This window comes from Acetomicrobium flavidum (genome assembly GCF_900129645.1).
Lineage (GTDB): Bacteria > Synergistota > Synergistia > Synergistales > Acetomicrobiaceae > Acetomicrobium > Acetomicrobium flavidum.
Map to the genome: position 1 here is coordinate 527,536 of NZ_FSQZ01000001.1, position 17,494 is coordinate 545,029.

The 17,494-nt window shown below is 54.1% G+C and carries 16 protein-coding genes and 2 tRNA genes; 3 read left to right on the forward strand and 15 right to left on the reverse strand.

Translation table 11 applies throughout. The features are described from left to right. Positions 1-6 precede the first annotated feature (6 nt). The 14 genes from BUQ78_RS02685 to BUQ78_RS02750 form a co-directional block, all read right to left on the reverse strand. Complete coding sequence (locus tag BUQ78_RS02685) at positions 7-1,293, reverse strand: adenylosuccinate synthase (protein ID WP_074199189.1); 1,287 nt, start codon at positions 1,291-1,293, stop codon at positions 7-9. Then, complete coding sequence (locus tag BUQ78_RS02690; RefSeq protein WP_074199190.1) at positions 1,277-2,230, reverse strand: divergent polysaccharide deacetylase family protein; 954 nt, start codon at positions 2,228-2,230, stop codon at positions 1,277-1,279. The genes BUQ78_RS02685 and BUQ78_RS02690 overlap by 17 nt, the downstream gene beginning before the upstream one ends. Before the next feature lie 10 nt (positions 2,231-2,240). Next, complete coding sequence (locus BUQ78_RS02695) at positions 2,241-3,452, reverse strand: S41 family peptidase (RefSeq protein ID WP_074199191.1); 1,212 nt, start codon at positions 3,450-3,452, stop codon at positions 2,241-2,243. 25 nt (positions 3,453-3,477) lie between these two features. After that, complete coding sequence (locus BUQ78_RS02700) at positions 3,478-4,674, reverse strand: murein hydrolase activator EnvC family protein (RefSeq protein WP_074199192.1); 1,197 nt, start codon at positions 4,672-4,674, stop codon at positions 3,478-3,480. Positions 4,675-4,696: 22 nt separating this feature from the next. Further along, positions 4,697-5,581, reverse strand: coding sequence for a cell division protein FtsX (locus tag BUQ78_RS02705; protein ID WP_074199193.1), 885 nt, complete (start codon positions 5,579-5,581; stop codon positions 4,697-4,699). Beyond that, positions 5,568-6,263 (reverse strand): cell division ATP-binding protein FtsE, encoded by a 696-nt coding sequence (locus BUQ78_RS02710; protein WP_014806445.1) that lies wholly within the window; start codon positions 6,261-6,263, stop codon positions 5,568-5,570. Before BUQ78_RS02710 ends, BUQ78_RS02705 begins: the two co-directional genes overlap by 14 nt. 4 nt (positions 6,264-6,267) lie before the next feature. Continuing rightward, on the reverse strand, positions 6,268-7,215 hold the full coding sequence (locus BUQ78_RS02715) for a transketolase family protein (RefSeq protein WP_014806444.1): 948 nt from the start codon (positions 7,213-7,215) through the stop codon (positions 6,268-6,270). Continuing rightward, entirely contained in the window at positions 7,212-8,072 is an 861-nt protein-coding gene (locus BUQ78_RS02720; protein ID WP_074199194.1) for a transketolase, read from the reverse strand. Before BUQ78_RS02720 ends, BUQ78_RS02715 begins: the two co-directional genes overlap by 4 nt. Continuing rightward, on the reverse strand, positions 8,047-9,084 hold the full coding sequence (gene csaB / locus BUQ78_RS02725; protein ID WP_074199195.1) for a polysaccharide pyruvyl transferase CsaB: 1,038 nt from the start codon (positions 9,082-9,084) through the stop codon (positions 8,047-8,049). Before csaB ends, BUQ78_RS02720 begins: the two co-directional genes overlap by 26 nt. After that, positions 9,068-10,990: a DUF5693 family protein gene (locus tag BUQ78_RS02730; protein ID WP_074199196.1), complete on the reverse strand. Its 1,923-nt coding sequence runs from the start codon at positions 10,988-10,990 to the stop codon at positions 9,068-9,070. The genes csaB and BUQ78_RS02730 overlap by 17 nt, the downstream gene beginning before the upstream one ends. After that, entirely contained in the window at positions 10,987-11,589 is a 603-nt protein-coding gene (locus tag BUQ78_RS02735) for a Maf family protein (protein ID WP_074199197.1), read from the reverse strand. The genes BUQ78_RS02730 and BUQ78_RS02735 overlap by 4 nt, the downstream gene beginning before the upstream one ends. 34 nt (positions 11,590-11,623) lie before the next feature. Next, complete coding sequence (locus BUQ78_RS02740) at positions 11,624-12,418, reverse strand: undecaprenyl-diphosphate phosphatase (RefSeq protein ID WP_074199198.1); 795 nt, start codon at positions 12,416-12,418, stop codon at positions 11,624-11,626. Continuing rightward, positions 12,415-14,166: a ribonuclease J gene (locus BUQ78_RS02745; protein WP_074200148.1), complete on the reverse strand. Its 1,752-nt coding sequence runs from the start codon at positions 14,164-14,166 to the stop codon at positions 12,415-12,417. The genes BUQ78_RS02740 and BUQ78_RS02745 overlap by 4 nt, the downstream gene beginning before the upstream one ends. Before the next feature lie 102 nt (positions 14,167-14,268). Next, the gene (locus BUQ78_RS02750) at positions 14,269-15,540 is read right to left on the reverse strand and encodes a class II fructose-bisphosphate aldolase (RefSeq protein ID WP_074199199.1); all 1,272 of its coding nucleotides are present in this window, start codon (positions 15,538-15,540) and stop codon (positions 14,269-14,271) included. 181 nt (positions 15,541-15,721) lie between these two features. Between BUQ78_RS02750 and BUQ78_RS02755 the strand changes: the two genes are divergently transcribed. The 3 genes from BUQ78_RS02755 (at position 15,722) to BUQ78_RS02765 (ending at position 16,158) form a co-directional block, all read left to right on the forward strand. Continuing rightward, positions 15,722-15,796 (forward strand) — tRNA-Gln (locus BUQ78_RS02755). 8 nt (positions 15,797-15,804) lie between these two features. Beyond that, a tRNA-Glu gene (locus tag BUQ78_RS02760) sits at positions 15,805-15,880 on the forward strand. 26 nt (positions 15,881-15,906) lie between these two features. Beyond that, on the forward strand, positions 15,907-16,158 hold the full coding sequence (locus BUQ78_RS02765; RefSeq protein WP_074199200.1) for a hypothetical protein: 252 nt from the start codon (positions 15,907-15,909) through the stop codon (positions 16,156-16,158). Here the strand turns inward: BUQ78_RS02765 and BUQ78_RS02770 are convergent, their stop codons facing one another. Then, on the reverse strand, positions 16,159-17,484 hold the full coding sequence (locus tag BUQ78_RS02770) for an N-acyl-D-amino-acid deacylase family protein (protein WP_074199201.1): 1,326 nt from the start codon (positions 17,482-17,484) through the stop codon (positions 16,159-16,161). Between the last annotated feature and the right edge of the window lie 10 nt (positions 17,485-17,494).

A 17,494-nucleotide genomic window follows, 5' to 3' on the forward strand; every position in this document is an offset into this window, starting at 1 on the left:
GCTCACCTAGACTTCCCTATAGATGGTTTCCTTTCTGTCGGGACCTACGCCCAACATCATGACGGGAAGCCCCGTCTGATCCTCTATGAACTTAACGTAATCGCGTGCGGCCTGAGGAAGGTCCTCCATGGCCTTTGCCCCACTGGTATCCTCGCTAAACCCCTTAAACGTCCTGTAAAGGGGCTTGACCTGGGATAGCATCCAGGTGTCTGCCGGATAATCCTCGAGCTTTTTACCCTCGTACTCGTAGGCCACGCACACCTTTATCTCCTCAAGTCCCGACAACACATCAAGCTTGGTTAGCGCAAGGTGGGTAGCACCGTTGATCCTCGCAGCATATTTCAAGGCGACCAAATCAAGCCAGCCGCACCTCCTGGGGCGTCCCGTCGTAGCGCCGTACTCACGGCCCTTTTCCCTCAGGTATTTGCCCATTTCGCCCAGGTCCTCGGAAGGGAAAGGGCCCTCGCCGACCCTGGTACAGTATGCCTTGGCCACGCCTATGATCTTGTCAATGCTTTTTGGCCCCACGCCCGTGCCCGTGAACACCCCGCCGCAGGTCGGATTGGAGCTTGTAACGTAGGGGTAGGTGCCGTGGTCTATGTCAAGCAATGTACCTTGAGCGCCCTCAAAGAGGACGCATTTGCCCTCGTTTAAGGCCTTTGCGATAATGGCTGAACCGTCACCGATATAGACGGACAGCCTTTCGCTCCAGGACATGGCCTTTTCGTAAACCGCATCGAAGGACATTGGCGTTTCCTTGTATATCCTGGTTATTATCTGGTTTTTCAAGCCCAGGATGTAATCCAGCTTATCGCGAAGCATATCGGGATGCATCAGGTCGTACACCCTTATGCCCGTCCTGTTGAACTTATCGACGTAGCAGGGACCTATGCCCTGACCCGTCGTTCCTATTCGTTTTTCCTTGGATCTCACGCTTTCTTCCAGCTGGTCCAAGACCTTATGGTAGGGCATTACGACGTGAGCCGAACCGCTCACTACCAACCTGGCCCTGTCCATGCCCTGCGATGAGAGCTCGCCCAGCTCCTCAAATAACCTGTCGGGGTCAACCACAACGCCGTTGCCCACGACGCAGACCTTGCCGGAGTAAAGCATGCCCGAGGGCAGGATATGAAAGACGTATTTTTTGCCCTCCACTATGACCGTGTGTCCGGCATTGGCACCCCCCTGATAGCGCACTACCACATCGCACTTTGGCATTACGGCGTCCACGACCCTGCCTTTACCCTCGTCTCCCCACTGCATTCCTACGATGACTTCAGCTGTGCCCCTCATGATTACGCTCCCCTCTCAAATGGCGCACTAACTCCTCCACGGTCACAAATTTTACACCAACTACGGGATTTTGACTTAACTCCTTCAAAAAGACCAATGTCTTGGGGCGTGCATGACATATGACAACGGCATAGCCGTTCTTTTGCGCCTGTCTTGCGGCTCGCTCAAGCTGCGATCGCATAAACTTAACGTCCTCAAGATGGTCGACAAAGGCGCCGTTTTCCAAGGCCAGCAAGCCTGCCCTCTTTGCCTCAGCTGCAGCCACCGACGAAGAGGCCGTCCTGCTGTCGACAAATACCTTAAAATTTCCCCTTTGGGCTTCTTCCTTGAGACCTTCCATGGCGGCGCGCATTACCCTCATATCGGAGGTGGCAGCCGAACCGCGGTGATTGTTTGCGCCTATGGCTCCGGGAAGCGACCGAAAGGCCTTACGCACGTTTTCCTTGATCTCCTCGTCTCTCATGGAGGTTGCGACCATATAACCCTTTCCGTCCTTATCGCTGAAGGCCTGCATGGGTATATGGACCAAAAAGGGGATCCCCTTTTGGGTCGCAAGCCTTGCCGTCCTTTCGCTTGCGCTCTGAAAGGGTATTATGGCCCACGTCAGAGGCAGATTTATCCTTGAAAGCTCCTCGGCCCTGGCGTAGGAAAACCCCAGATCGTCCACCACGATGGCGATGAAAGGCCCATCGAGAAGGGTATCTTCATTGCCATTTGAGGTTGGCTCGTCTTGCAGTTTGTCTGCCGTCTTCGTCCCGCTAGAACGTTCCCCAGACTGATTTGACGGGTCAGAAGCAGACGTGCTTGAGCTTACGGCTGTAGATTGAAGCGAGCGCTCTAGCAAGGCATCCCTTCTTAGGGCACAAAATATCAAAGCCAGCCCCAATCCCAATATGAACGCAATTACAGCCCATTTGAACCTATCCGATGTCTTCATAGTACCCGGGTTATTTGTCTGATGCCTTGGCCAGCAGGCCTTCGACCTCTTTTAGGGCACGCTGCAGTTGGGCGTCGTCCTTTAAATCTCCCGTGTACTTGCCCTTCACCTCTATGTCGGGCTTTATGCCCACGCCGTCGATGGTAACGCCGGAGGGCGTGTAGTATTTGGCGATCGTGACAAAAAGTCCCGAACCGTCGGGAAGTTTAAAGAGCGTCTGCACGGAGCCCTTGCCGAAGCTCTTTTCGCCCACCAAGACGGCCCTGTTTCTGTCCTTGAGAGCACCGGCCACTATCTCGGAGGCGCTGGCACTTCCTTCGTTTATGAGGACGCTCACTGGGCCGGCAAAAAGCACCCCAGGCTTGGCCTCGTAGACTTCGTTTGCCTTCTCCACCCTGCCTTTGATGCTTACCACTTCGCCGCCGTCAAGAAAGTAGTCGGCCACGGCGACTGAGGCGTCAAGCAACCCGCCGGGGTTGTTTCTTAAGTCCAAAACCAAACCCTTGGCCTTGGTCTCAAGGGCCGTATTTAAGGCCCTTTGCATCTCCTCGGCCGTCTTCTGGGTGAAATGCGTGATCCTTATGTAAGCGACGTCGTTCGTCAGCCGCTTTTGATTGACCGAATCGATCTTTATCAGCTCTCTCGTCATGTCAAAGCGGAGCAGCTCGTCGTGTCCTTCGCGCCTCACCCAGACGGTCACGCTAGTGCCGGGCTTTCCGCGCAACTTTTCAACGACGTCATTTATGTTCCATCCCAGCACGACGTCGTCGTCCACCTTGACTATCTCGTCCATGGGCTGCAAGCCCGCCTTATCGGCAGGAGTTCCCTCGATGGGGCTAACCACCAGGATTTTTCCGTCCCTGCTTCCTATGTAAAGGCCCAACCCTCCATATTCTCCTTCTATGTCTATCTCTTCCTGCTTTAGCTCATTAGGGTCTACAAATCTGCTGTAGGGATCTCCCCAGGCAGCCACCATGCCCTTCATGGCTCCGTAGAAAAGTTCCTCGTCACTTTTCTTGTCCTTATCGCCGTTTACATGATAGGTCTCAAGTATCGTCCTTGCCTGCTTCATCATCCAGACGTATTGAGTTTCGAAGGGCAATATGTCCTTAAGCTGTATCTCGCTGCCGGTCCCATCAGCCATAAACCAGCCGCCGATAAGCGCAATTATGGCAATTAAACCGAAAATGAAACGCTTATTCTTGTCTGTAAGCTTTTTCACCTATATCCCTGCCTTTAAAAAATTATCACCTTGCCAGATATTTGAGCGGATCGACGGCATTAGCGTTAATGCGGACCTCAAAGTGCAAGTGCGGGCCCGTAGCCACGCCCGTATTTCCGACCCTGCCTATTGTGGACCCCTGCTCTACCACTTGACCTTCCCTTACGTCTATCCCGGAAAGGTGGGCGTAAACCGTCGTCATGTTCCCGCCGTGATCAAGTATTATAACCTGTCCGTACCCCTTAAGCCAACCGGTAAAAAGGACCTCCCCGCGCGCCGCCGCCTTAACGGGTGTGCCGTGAGCAGCCTCTATATCCAACCCCGTATGGACTGTCTTCGTCTTAAAGACGGGATGCACCCTCGTCCCAAAGGTGCTGTTTATGGGACCAGTGACAGGCCACAACAACTTCCCCTTGGGCGCCGTCAACGTCGCCGTTCGTCCCTTTGAGGCAGCAGCCCTTCTTCTTTTTTCAGCAAGAAGCGATTTTATCTTATTCTGCAGCTCCCTCTGCGATGCCGCAAGCTCGGCAGCTGCCTGTTCGTGCAGCTTTTTTTGACGCCTTATCTCTGCAAGGAGGCGCTTTTGCTCGCTTTGCGTTCGAAGAAGTTCGCTCCGCTGGGCCTCCAGGGCCTTTTTGTTGGACACTAGCTCCTGTCTTTGGCCCTGAAGCTGTCGTTTGGAGGACTCAAGGGAGGCCTTTTTTTCCTTTACCTCCAATATAAGCTCGCTGTCGGCCCTGGCCACCCTGCCAAGCAGGTAACTCATGCTCAAGGCTTCCTGCACGTTTTCTGCAGCAAAGAGCAGTTTATACTGACTGAGCGACCCGTACTTGTAAAGTGAAATGACGCGGCTGCGCAAGGCATCCTTGGCCTTGGCAAGGACTGCTTCCTCGCGCTTTATCTTCTGCGTAAGTTCTGCTATCTTGGCGTTGAGCTTTTTTTCCTTCAGCTCAAGCACCTTGATCTTTTGCTTGGCAAGCTCTTCCCTTTGGTTTACCTCTTCAAGCTTGGTCAACAAGTTCTGTTCCTGTTTACCGTAGGAAGCGGCCTGGTTTCTGTGTTGGGAGATCTTTTTTTGTATGTATTCCAACTTTTGCTGTTCCCTTTGTATCTGAGTTTCCAGGTCGTCGGCAAGGCAATAAGAATTGGGCATAAGAAGCCCAATGCAGACAAATACCGCAAAAAGGGCGGCCCAAATTTTACTTTTTCCCCCTGCTTTCACGACCTTCACCTCGCCTTTCGCTCTACCTTGGTTTTAACGCCCTTCGGATATGCTGATATACAGCCGTCCAGCTGCACAGCCACCCCAAGGCCACCCCGCCCCCCACAAGCAAACAGAAAAGCCAAAGCGTGATCTGCGGCGAATCGAGCATGTTGAAGAAGGGAAGGGCCTTGGACAAGACTTCCAAAAGCCACCTGTAAGCCTTGATCAGGAAAAGGAGCGCCACAAGGGCTCCGCTTCCCCCCAATATCACGCCCTGCAAGAGGAAGGGAAGGGACACATAGGTTGGCGTTGCGCCGACGAGCAGCATGACGCCTATTTCCTCTCTTCTCGAATAAAGGGCTATCCTTATGGTGTTCATCATCACCACCAGGCTGGTCACCAGGGCGATAACGAAGACGGCCAGGGCAAACCTATTCAAAAAGTAAGCCAACGACGCAAGCCGTTCGGCCACCTCGCCAGCGTATATCACGTCTTCGACCTCCGGAAAGGCCTCGACCTCGCGGGCTACGTCATTCAAATTTTCTGCCCTATCAACTGTTATTATAACGCTTGGAGGAAGCGGATTGTCCCCAAGAAGCGATATTATCTGATCGCCTTGGCCCAACTTTTCGTCAAGCCTTTTTAGGGCTTCCTCCGGGGAGACGTAACGGGCGTTTTTAATCTGGGGCATTTCCGCAAGCTTTCCCATAACCGCCTCTACGTCCGCCTTAGCCTTGAGGTAGGCCTCGATGGTGAGGTCGCTTTCGATCTGAGAGGCCAGCGAGGTTACGTTCACCGACAGCAGTATGCTCATCCCCACCGCCAGAAAGACGGCAATTATGGTAAGCAGCGTCAGAAAGACCACAGCGAAGTGGCGCGTGAGAAGCCTTGCCGTATCCCTCAATATATACCTAAAGGTCGCCATAAAGTTCCACCTCACCCTTCGGCTCGTCCCTTGCGATGCGCCCCCTGTCAAGTTCGACCACCCTTGCCCTGAAGGCATCGACTATGTATTGGTTGTGCGTGGCCATGAGCACGGTGGTACCCGTGGCGTTTATGGAAAAAAGTATCTCCATTATGGATTCTGCCGTCTCCATGTCCAGGTTGCCCGTAGGCTCATCGGCGATCAAAAGGGAAGGCATGTTCACCACGGCCCTCGCTATGGCAAGCCTCTGCTGCTCCCCTCCCGACATCTGTTCGGGATACAAAAACCTCCTCCTCCAGAGGTCAAGCCTGCTTAACACGGCCTTGACCCGCTCTTCGACCTGCCTTTTGGGAACCCCTATCGCCTCCAGGACGAAGGCCACATTTTCTGCCGCGTTCAAGTGCGGAAGGAGCTTGAAGTCCTGGAAGACTACGCCTATCTGCCTTCGATAGTAGGGGAGCTGCCCCAGCCTCAACTTCCTTAAGTTGTACTTCCCCACCATTATCTGGCCCGACGTGGGGATCAATTCCCTGTTTATCAGCCTAAGCAATGTCGTCTTTCCCGAGCCCGTGTGCCCGACGAAGTAGACGAATTCGCCCTTCTTGACGTTGAGGTACACGTCCTCCAGGGCAACTATATCGGGGTCGAAGATCTTGGATACCCCGGCCATCCTTATCTCCATCTTTTCACCGCCTTCTAGTGGCCCAGACTTGGGCTACAGCTCCAACGATCTCGCGAAATTTAATGGAATAATACTCCTGCAGCTCGGCAGGCGTCCCGCTTTCGCCGAACCGATCATCTATGGCCACAAACCTGACGGGTACCGGATAATTAACGCACAAGCTCTCGGCCACCGCGCCGCACAATCCGCCTATCCTATTGTGTTCCTCGGCCACTACGCAGCAGCCCGTTCGTCTTACGGAGGATTGGATCAGGTCCTCGGGCAAGGGCTTTATGCTGTAACAATCTATGACCTCTGCCTCTATCTCCTGGCGTGCCAATATGTCTGCGGCCTTCAACGCCTCAAACAACATGATACCACAAGCCACGATCGTGACGTCCTTGCCCTCCCTCACTATCCTGCCGCCGCCAATGGCAAACTCGTCTCGCGGCGAGTAAAACATCGGAACTTCGGCCCTTCCGAGCCTAACATAAAGCGGCTTATCGCTTTTCAGAGACGATATGATCATGTTTCTAGCGGACCAGTAGTCGGCAGGGACCATCACGCTCATGTTTGGCAAGACGCGCATCAGGGCAACGTCCTCCAGCATCTGGTGCGTGGCGCCGTCTTCTCCCACCGTTATCCCGGCATGAGTGGCTATGAGCTTTATGTTTAAATTGGGCATGGCAACGCAACATCTTATCTGATCGTAGGCCCTTCCGGCCAAAAAGGAAGAAAAGGCCGTGGCATAGGGTTTCTTGCCAACTAAGGCCATGCCGCTTGCCACCTCTATCATGTTTTGCTCGGCTATCCCGACGTTGTAGTACCTGTCCGGAAACCCGTCGGCAAAGGCCTTGACATGGGTGGAAGAAGCGGCGTCGGCATCTATAACTACGACGTCCCCGTCGAGACCTCCAAGCTCTACCAGCGCGTCGCCCAAGGCTTCCCTGGTGCTTCTCGTTTCCATCGTCATCTTCCTTCCTCGCTTAAGGCCATGGATTCCCTGTTCAATTCGTCGAGCAGCATGGTGACTTCGTTTCGGGACAAGCTCGCCTTGACGGGTATTCCGCCATTTTCCGCCAAGGTTATCCCTCTGCCCCATTTGGTGTGGGCTATTATCGCCTTGGGAAGGCCTTTGGCTAAAGAAGCCTGCGCAAAGGCCTCATCTATCAAGCTGAAGTCATGCCCATCCGTCTCAAAACACACCAGTCCAAAGGACTCAAGCTTTCTTTTTAACGGCTCCAGGGCCTTTATGGCCTCGGTGTGTCCTTCCATCTGCTGGCCGTTGCGGTCTATCACAAAGAAGAGGTTGTCAAGCTTCCAGTGCGAGGCGGTCATGAAGGCCTCCCAGCAGGAACCCTCCTGAAGCTCCCCATCTCCCATGAGGCAAAACACCTTGCTGTCCAAGGAAAGGCTTTTTAGCGCCATGGCCATGCCACAGGATATGCCGGCGCCCATACCAAGAGAGCCCGACGGGGCATCGATGCCCAGGGTGTTTATGTATAGGGGATGTCCCTGAAGCAGGGATCCGAGCTTCCTGTAGTTCCAAAGCTCCTCCCTTTCAAGGTAGCCCTTTCGCGCCAGGACCGCATAAAGGCTGGGACAGGCGTGACCTTTGCTCAAGACGAACCTGTCCCTTTCCATCCAATCCGGCTCCGCGGGGTTTACTTTCATAAGATGAAAGTAAAGGTATACAAGTATATCGACGCAGGAAAAAGACGACCCCAAATGGCCCGAATCGGCGATCGATATCATCCTGAGCACGTCTTTTCTGACCTCCACCGCTATGCGACGCAACTGCAATTCAAGATCGCGCTCCAACGCATTCATCTCCCAATATTTTCCTTATTGCAAACGCAAAACCTTCCGTCAAATTTTCTCTTGCCGAATTTATTTCATCGTCCTGGGCGACCTTGGCCTTTGAGATTAGGTTTCCCAGGTCTGCGCCCTTCTCCCAAAGCGGAATGTCCCAACTTAAGGCAAAGGACCTGACCTTAGGGTCGTAGGGAACGGCAACGACCGGGACGCGGAAAAGTAGCGCCAGCAGGCAAAAATGAAGACGCATTCCCACGGCATACCTGACGTCTTCAAATGCAGAAGCTATATCCTTCAGGTCTTTGACCACGATCGCCTCGTCTAAACGTTCGCCCAGTCGCCTTAATTCTAGCAGGTCTTCCTCGCACAGGCATATCGCCCTCGTGCGATACCCCCGTGCATCGCAGAAGGCCTTGACCGCTTGAAACAGCAAACCTGCCGTATTCTCGCCGCCGGAAAGGGGCCTGACGTTTAAGGCCAAGACGCTGCCTGATCTAAAGTTTTTGGGCATACAGGAAGCAAAGTAAAATACAGGGTCCGGCAAGATTTGGCTGTCAAGTCCCATCGATGACAAGAGATCCCTTGAGGCTTCGTCCCTCACAAACCTAACGCGGCAGGCCTTTAAGGCGTGCCGGGCAAGAAATCTGGACGTCTTTGACCTTAAAGGCCCCACCGATTGACCGAAGGCCCAAGGCGTAGCGCCAAGCAGGCGACCCAACAGGGTAACTCCCCAATAATATAAACAGGACCTCAAACTCGTCGAATCCTGAAACAACCCCCCACCGCCCAAAAGCAGGCTCCTGCTTTGCCTTAATGCCTTAAAAACCTCAAAAAAATTCCACCTGTCCACGGAGTCAACCCCGAGGCTTGATCCCGTAAGGTGAGGGTCGCAAGAAAGAACGCAGATGCGGCTTCTTTCAAGCCCCAAGCCCACGGCCATTTCGACCAGGGCACGACAAATAAGCTCGTCGCCTAAATTGCCAAAGCCGTAATATCCGCATATGGCAAGGTCATACTTCCTCGCCAACGAAGAGCAACCTCCTTATGACCTTGAACTTCAAGGCCAAAATGAAGACAAGCACCAAAAGCAGACCGAAAAGCGAGCCCACCCACAGGCCGTTAAAAACCCTCCAACATATGAAGTATATCCTCGTATGAAAATGGCAGAAGCTGTTTACGGCCGACGCAAAGGCCAAAGATGAGGCCATGCGAAGCAAGAGGTGAAGCTGCGAGCCAAGCCTGGTGAAGTTTACCTTCGACTTCATTGCACCCATGACGAAGGCAAGCCACAGCGCCGGATATCCAACGAATATCTCCTTGTTTCGCGGCCTTGCCACAAGGTAGCGCTCAAACATATCTCGCATGGCAACCTCCCACCGCGGGACCAGGGAAACGTTATCGCTTCGTACAAGCAGTATCGCCGCCGCAAGCAATATCACGAAGAGGGCAAAAAGCTCTCCCCAAAGGGGTGGACGCTTCAATACGTCACAGACGCCCTCGGGATATCGACGCTTTGAGGCGTCATGAAGCAAGACGAACAAAGGTGGCAGCAACAACGTGGCCTTGACGCCCGAAAAGGTCGCAAGGCGCAGCATGTAAAGGGGCATTCCAAAAAAGGATGACAACGCAAAGCCCACGGCGATGACCATCCCGAAGGCCACGCACAGCCCGCTTAGGGGCTTTTTGGCCTCAAGCGCGGCCAAAGCCGCCGCAGACGCGCCAAAGGCAGCAAGAAGCGCCCCCGCTAACTTGGCAAAAAGGGCGATGCGGTTAGCGCCAAGGACCAAGATGACCACCGCAACAACGCAAAGCAGCACGAAGTTGCGCGACCTAAAAATTTCTCTTTCTCCCATAGACAACAAAAACGTAATCACGCACAAGCCCGCCGCCAAAAAGGACAGGAAAGCCCAAGGTGTGTGGCCAAAGTTAGGGTATGGGTCCCCAAACCTAAATGCGAACCCGTCCCTTTGAAGCAAGGCTTTCAAGGAGGCCAGGTCCTGCTCGAAGGCATCTATCCACGGACCTGAGGATATGTCGTAAGGTCGAAGCAATAAGACACGAACCGACCGTTCCCTAGCCGCCCTGGCAAAGCGTTCGACCAAAGAGGAACGGGACAGGTTTCTCGATATGATCTCAGGGGTCGTCACGCTGTGCAGCGAAAGGACGTCGGGAAATGAAGCCCTATATGCCTCGTTTCCGCCTATGAAGCGGACGAACTCCGGCTGGAGCAAAAGGGCGCCATATTTGTGCATCACGTCGATCAAAGGTGCCATGTCGGGATAGCCGAACATCACGGCACCCTGCGGCAAGACGCCGCGAAGCCTCCAAAGCGACGCAAACAGTAAGTCCAGGCTTTTTGCCACGTCATCCGAGGACAATCCGAAGGTAGGCGAAGGCCTGTAAACCAAGGGGACGTTTAAGCGGGCAAGATGCTTGAAGGCCATGGGGTCGGGGATGATCCCAACCTCCAAGAGCTCCTTGGGCTCTCTGGGCAATACGTATATGCTGCCCTCGGGTACGGCACGGGTCACACATCCGGGAAAGCGGGCCTCCAGGTACTTCTTGAAGAACCAGTCATCGTATTCCTTAGGCACAAGGAGAGCGGCATTCCCGGAAAGGCCGTCGAAGTCTCCTTCGGGAAGCAGGTCCCTTAACGTCCCCCAAAGAAGGGGCGTGTCGCCGTCGCGCAGGTCCGTGCCGGTGAGGTCCTTAAACGAAACTGCAGTGATCCCGTCCTTAAGAAGGCGTTTCAGCATCTCATCAAAGCTTAGGCCTGCCTGGCGTGCCATGACGTCAATGTCTGAGTATTCCACCAGGAGGGCTACGTCTTTTTTGGCCATCTCCTCCTTAAATCTGGGGATAAGCCCAACCGCTCCTGCAGCGATTGCCAGGATCAGGAGAAGCAGTGATATTTTTTTGAGAAAAGCGTTCAACGGACACACCTCCATTGGTCCTCAAGCGGCCAGCCCAGGTCTTGAAGCATCGCAGAAAGCTTCGCCAGAGGAAGGCCGACCACGTTATAAAAGCACCCTTCGACCCTTTCGACGAGCAAGGCCCCCTTGCCCTGCACGCCGTAAGCACCTGCCTTATCCAAGCCTTCCTTGGTCTCGGCGTAGGCCAAAAGGGCTTTGGGACTCATGTTTCTAAACGTAACGCGCGTGACCTCGTGATCTACCCTCAAAATTTCTCCTTTTACGACGGCAATGCCTGTGTAAACCTCGTGAGTTCTGCCGTTAAGTTCAAGGAGCATCTCGAAGGCTTCCTCCACGGATGAGGGCTTCCCCAGGATATGACCATTGATGTAGACGATCGTGTCGGCCCCTATGACAAAAAGGTCGTCGTAAGAAGATGCCACGGACATCGCCTTTTGGGCAGAAAGATGTCTTACCGCATCCTCAGGGATCCTGAAACCGTTGACGTCTTCTTCTACGCCGGACGTTACGAACAACACCTCCCATCCCAAAAGGTCGGCAAGCAAAGACCGCCGCCTGGGACTGTTCGAGGCCAAGATTATTCTTGCGGCGTTATTCATGTCTGCAGGTTCACCCTTTCGCTTCAAAGATCAACTACAACAACCCAATGATAAACCCTATGGCAGCTACGACAAGGCAGTACAGGGAAAAGTATTTCCACTTCCCGAAGACGACGACCTTCCTCATAAAATGAAGCGACACAAGGCCACAGAGGAAGGCCAATGCGCATCCGTAAGCCCAGCCGTCCGGCAAAAAGACTCCCTCCCGAAGGGCTTTCATTCCCTCAAGAAGGGTGGCTCCCATTATGGCGGGCAAGGAAAGCAAAAAGGAAAAGCGAAAGGCCTCCTCCCTCCTGACGCCTGCCATCAAGGCCGCCACGATCGTGCTGCCCGACCTTGATATCCCCGGCATCACCGCGATCCCCTGAGCCAGGCCCACCAGAATTCCGGTGCCGAGGGAAACCTGCTTGTCGCTTACCGGGATGCGCGAAGCAAAACCCAAAAGCGAGGCCGTCACGACCAGCCCGCAGGCCACGGCCCAGGGAACGGCAAAGGCCCTTGTCGCTGCGCCTTCCAAAGGCAAGCCCAGCAAGGCCGTCACCAAGGTCCCCGCAATGACGGCCCATCCGTACCTCCAACCCTCGCTTTTCCTCTGATCTCTGCCGGCAAAACCCAATAACCATTCCTTTAGAAGGCTTAGGATATCGCCCATGAAGTACAGAAGCGTCGCAAGCATGGTCGCAAAGTGCAGGAACACATCGAAGGCAATCGGCGGATCGCTTAAGCCAAAGAGGCGCTGCGCCAGGGCGAGGTGGCCCGAACTGCTCACGGGCAAAAACTCCGTAAATCCCTGAAGCGCGCCCAAGACCAAGGATTGAACGAGCGTCATTTTATCTGCTCCCTTCGGGAAAACTTACAGGCAAAACCGTTGCCGCTTTGGACCTCGTTCGTCAGGACCAATATCACGGGCGCAGACATGGAAAACCTCTTTAAGACTCCCTTTACCGCGCTTCTGATGCGCGAGGAGACGTCTTCGTCCTTTCCTTCGGCCTTTGCAGCCTTTATGGCCTTCTCCACGGCGTCCTCTATGGACCTGTAGAGCTCGTCGGCGTCAGCGCGATGAAGAAATCCGCGGCTTTCTATGGAAACGGGCGCAAGCAGGTTGCCTGCCGGATCATATACGGCCGATATGCACACCAACCCGTCCTCGGCCAAATCCCTTCTTTCGCTAAGCAATTGTCCGTTCAGGTCGCTGTAAGCGCGACCGTCCACTATGTAAGCTCCCGAGGGAACCTTTTCAAGCAGCTTGGCCTGTCTTTTGGTCATGCTCAGCACGTCGCCCTTTTCCATGACGAAGACGTTTTTTGAGGGCAACCCCAGCTCTTCTGCCAACTGCTTGTGCCTGACCAAGTGCCTGTACTCGCCGTGAAGCGGCACAAAGTAAGTCGGCTTTACTAAACTTAACATCATCTTCAACTCCTCGCGGGAGGCATGGCCGGATACGTGGATGTTCTGCTCGGCCTCATATATGACCTCGCAGCCCTGCCTAAAGAGGTCATTTATGGTCCTGTGCACCAGCCGTTCGTTTCCCGGTATGGGAAGGGCACTTATTACGACCAGGTCCTTTGGCCCTAGCTTTATGTGTTTATGATCTCCGCGGCTCATGAGAACAAGCCCCGAAAAGGGCTCGCCCTGGCTTCCCGTCGTTATGACCACCAGCCTGCTGTGCGGGAAGCCCTCTATCTCGGACGGCTGGATGAAGACATCTTCGTCCACATTCATGTAGCCAAGCTCCCTGGCACGGGCCACGTTTGCCACCATGCTCCTTCCTATCAAGGCCACCTTGCGGTTAAACCTCACGGCCGTCTCTATGACCTGCTGGATCCTGTGCAGGTTACTCGCAAAGGAGGACACCACGATGCGCCTGTTCCTGTAGAGCCTAAAGGTCTGCTCCATGGTCTTTCCCACCATCCGCTCCGAGGGGGTAAACCCGTCGCGCTCGACGTTCGTCGAATCGGACATCATCAATAGCACCCCCTTGGTGCCGAGGGATGCCAGCAGGGCGTAATCCGTGGCCCTTCCGTCGATCGGGGTGGGATCCAGCTTGAAGTCACCCGTGTGAACCACTACGCCGACGGGCGTGTATATGGCATATCCTACCCCATCCGGTATGGAATGGCATACCGAAAAAGGCTGAACCTTGAAACACCCTATTTCGAGGACATCTCCGGCCGCGATCTCGTGGGCCTTGAGCTCGTATTTCGGCGCTACCTCCTCGAGCTTGCTCCTTATAAGGCCAAGCGTAAGCCTGGTCGCATATATGGGACAATCAAGCCTGGGAAGTATAAAGGGCAGGGCACCAATATGGTCGTCGTGACCATGCGTGATGAGGATGCCCTTTATCCTGTCCCTGTTTGCCATGAGGTATGCAGGATCGGGTATAACGAAGTCCACCCCCAGCATCTCCTCGTCGGGGAACATCAACCCGCAATCTATCACCAGTATGTCGTCTCCGTACTCGAGTACGTTCATGTTCTTGCCTATTTCCCCCACGCCGCCCAGGGGAATGAACTTCAAAGAAGCGCTTCCTTTACCGCCTCGCGGACGTCGCCTGCGCTTGCCTGTGCTTTTTTGCAACAATACTTCACCTCCACGTCAAAATGGAGGGCGACATAGGTCTCCCTCCAAGCCAAATCTTAAAAAATGGTCTTTAAAACTTTTTCACCGCTCAAGGCTTTCCTAATCCGAGAAATCCTTGCCTTCCGCCTTCTTTGCCCTGCCTGCGTCGGGAGCCTTTTCGGGAGCGAACTCGCTTCTTGAGTGAAAGATCCTTCGCTCGGGAGTGGAATTGTAATCCCTCCTGGAAGAGACCACCTCCAAGACCAGCTCTGCCGTGCCCTCGCTGCCAAAGGCCTTTATGTACTTGACGGCCCATTCCTCAGTCTCGGCGATGATGCGCTCCTGTACATCCTCCGGCAAGGCCATTATCTGGTCGTGGAAGGGCTTGTTTGCCTTCTTGTAATCGCCGGACTTTCTGCTGTAGCCTTGCTCGTCGGCCCAGGCCACGATCTTGTTCCACAGCTCCACGGGGATGCCCCTGCCGGGGTCTTTTACGTAAGAGCCGTCCTTAATGACCGCATTTCCGGTATCGGGCTCCATCTCCAGGCCAAATATTATGTTTTGCCACAGCGTAGCCACGTTGCCCTTGTTTATGCCGTACCTGGCGAACATGGCGACCTTGTCCAAAGGAGTGCCCGAGATGCCGTGCTGGGCTATGGAAACTCCGTAGCGGGAAACTGCATCGGCTATCTCCTTCGTCCTGTTTAGGTCTATGCCCTCAATCTGCCCCACGGTCTTGTCGTAGGTGCCGTGCATGCTCCCGTTGGATATGGCAAGAAGGTCCGGGAAGATGCACCAGGAATTGAGCCCACCCACGAAAAAGAGGGCCTCCTCCACCGTGGTAAGCTCGCCGGGCCCCTTTATCTCTCCCACCTCGACCTCAAGGCCCAGGTAGGCAGGGATGTGCTGTGCCACGTCGCGTGTATACATGAGGTTTTCCCAGTCCGGGTTGTGGGAGGCATCGACTGCAACCGAGGTCCAGCCGCGCTCCACGATCTGACGGAGATGGGCTATGGCCTTATATACGTCAGACATGGACTTTATGGCGTAATGATCCACATGCAATCCGAAGACTATGCCGTGGCCCAGTTCACTTGAGTATTTTACCGCGTAATCCGGGACGTTGTCATAGGTACAGCCGCAATAAGTCGCTTCGGACTTCGCAAGCTCTATCAGGACGGCTGCGTTGAGCTTCCTTGCGGCCCTAAACACGCCCTTTATCGTCAAGGGATTTCTTGCATTTGCCGCCAAAATTACGGCGCCCTTCTTCCTTGCCGCCTCGATTATGTCCCTGCCGCTGACCAGGCCCACGGGTTCGTCTCCGTATATGGCCTGGACGTTCAGGGGCCTTTTTTTAAGCAATTCCTTGTAGGACAAGCTCTCCAACTTCAATACAAAACACCTCCTGTTAATTTTTATTCTATCGCCTGATCGGACGTAATATTCGCTGTTGAATTAACGGCGAATAAATTGTAACACGCAAAGAAAGATCCGTCTTAAAGATTTTTGCCTCGGGCCTTGCGCTAAGACAAAAGTCATGGTAACATAGCTTTCGCCACAAATAATGCAACCTTGGGGGATCGTCTAATTGGCAGGACGCATGACTCTGGATCATGTAGTGGTGGTTCGAGTCCACCTCCCCCAGCCAGTATTTTTGGCCCCATCGTCTAGCGGTCTAGGACTCCGGGTTCTCAGCCCGGCAACAGGGGTTCGAATCCCCTTGGGGCTACCATTTTTATTTGCAGAGGAAGCTAAGGAATGGCCAAAAGTTACCTGCCTGTCGGCATAATCGTTCTCGTCGTAATGGCAAGCTTCGTGTTGGGCATAGCAGTAGGTTTCTCGGTAAACCTGGGAAGCTCTCTTTTTGCCCATCCCGGCAGGTACAAGCTCATCATAAGGGGCGACAACTCCATGATGAAGTTCGATTCCTCCTCCGGCAAGCTCTGGATATACGACCCCGCCCATAAGGGTTCTGAGGAAAGCCCCTGGATACTCATAGACGGAGATTGATCACCTGCGAAACATGACCTCACCGCAAGGTTGAAGTACCGTGCCCCTTTGGACTGCAATCTTGCCTCCTATGATCACGTAATCTATCCCCTTTGGGGAAAGCATCGGATCCTTGAAGGTGGCGCAATCCTTGAGCTTTTTGGGATTGAATATCACGAGGTCTGCCTTGCAGCCTGCCTTTATGCAGCCCCTGTCATCCAGCCATGACGACTTTGCCGGCAAGTAGGTGGCCTTGCGTATGACCTCGGGCCACGACAGCCCTTCCTTTATGAGAATGGCAAATGCCCTCGGGAAGGTGCCGCAGACGCGAGGATGGCCCTGGCCTTTTTCCAAAATGGCATCGGACGCTATCATGCAGTCGGGATGTCTTAAGGCGGCCTTTACCTCTTCCTCGTTCATGACGTGAGCAATGATCAATGTGTTCGGCTCTTCCTTTCTAAGCTTGACGTAAAGCTCTTGAGTGAGCCTTTTGCCCTTATGTTTGCCCGATGCCACCTGCAGGGCAGAAAAGCCCTTCTTCCAACGTTTCTCAAAACCGGGATCAAAGACCGCCGATCCGATGTGGGTACAGAAGGCCTTGTAGGGATAGGAATCGAATGTCACGTCGGCACAGGCCTTTGCTTCCTCAATTAACTTTAATGCCTCATTCAGACAGCCAAAGGACGCCATGCTGGCCAGATGGGATATCTGCACCCTGACGCCGCAATCCCTAGAAAGCGCAATTGCCTCCCTGACGGCATCCAGGGACTTGTCGCCGTCGTACCTGATGTGCATGGACACCCACCTTTTGTCGAACTGGGCAACTGTCCTGGCAAGCTCGTAAATCTCCTCGTAGCTTGCCCCGGGCACGTACTCAAGCCCGAGGGAAAGGCCGAAGCTTCCTTTCGACAATTCCTGCCTCAAAAGCTCGACCATCTCCTTTATCGAAGACGGACTTGCAGGCATGTAGTTGTCGGTCAAGCCAACCCTTTCCCTCAAGACCTGATGGCCCGTGAAAAACCCGACCCTCAGATAACGCGGCCTTGAAACGATCTCATCGGATATTATAGGCCCAAGTCCGCAGTTGCCGGCAATGGCCGTCGTCACTCCCTGGAGGAGCAATGCCTTTTCCACTTCGTTTTCCGAAGGGTCCTCATCGTGCACGTGAGTGTCGATGAAGCCCGGAGCGACAAAAAGGCCCTTTGCGTCTATCGTAATCTCTGCGTCTTTTGGCGTCTCCTTGCCGATATAGACAATGTTTCCGTCGATGGCCCCCAGGTTTACGTCCATGATTTGACCGCTTTCAGGGTCTACGACCGAACCGTTCGTTATAAGAAGATCTAACATCTCATCCTCC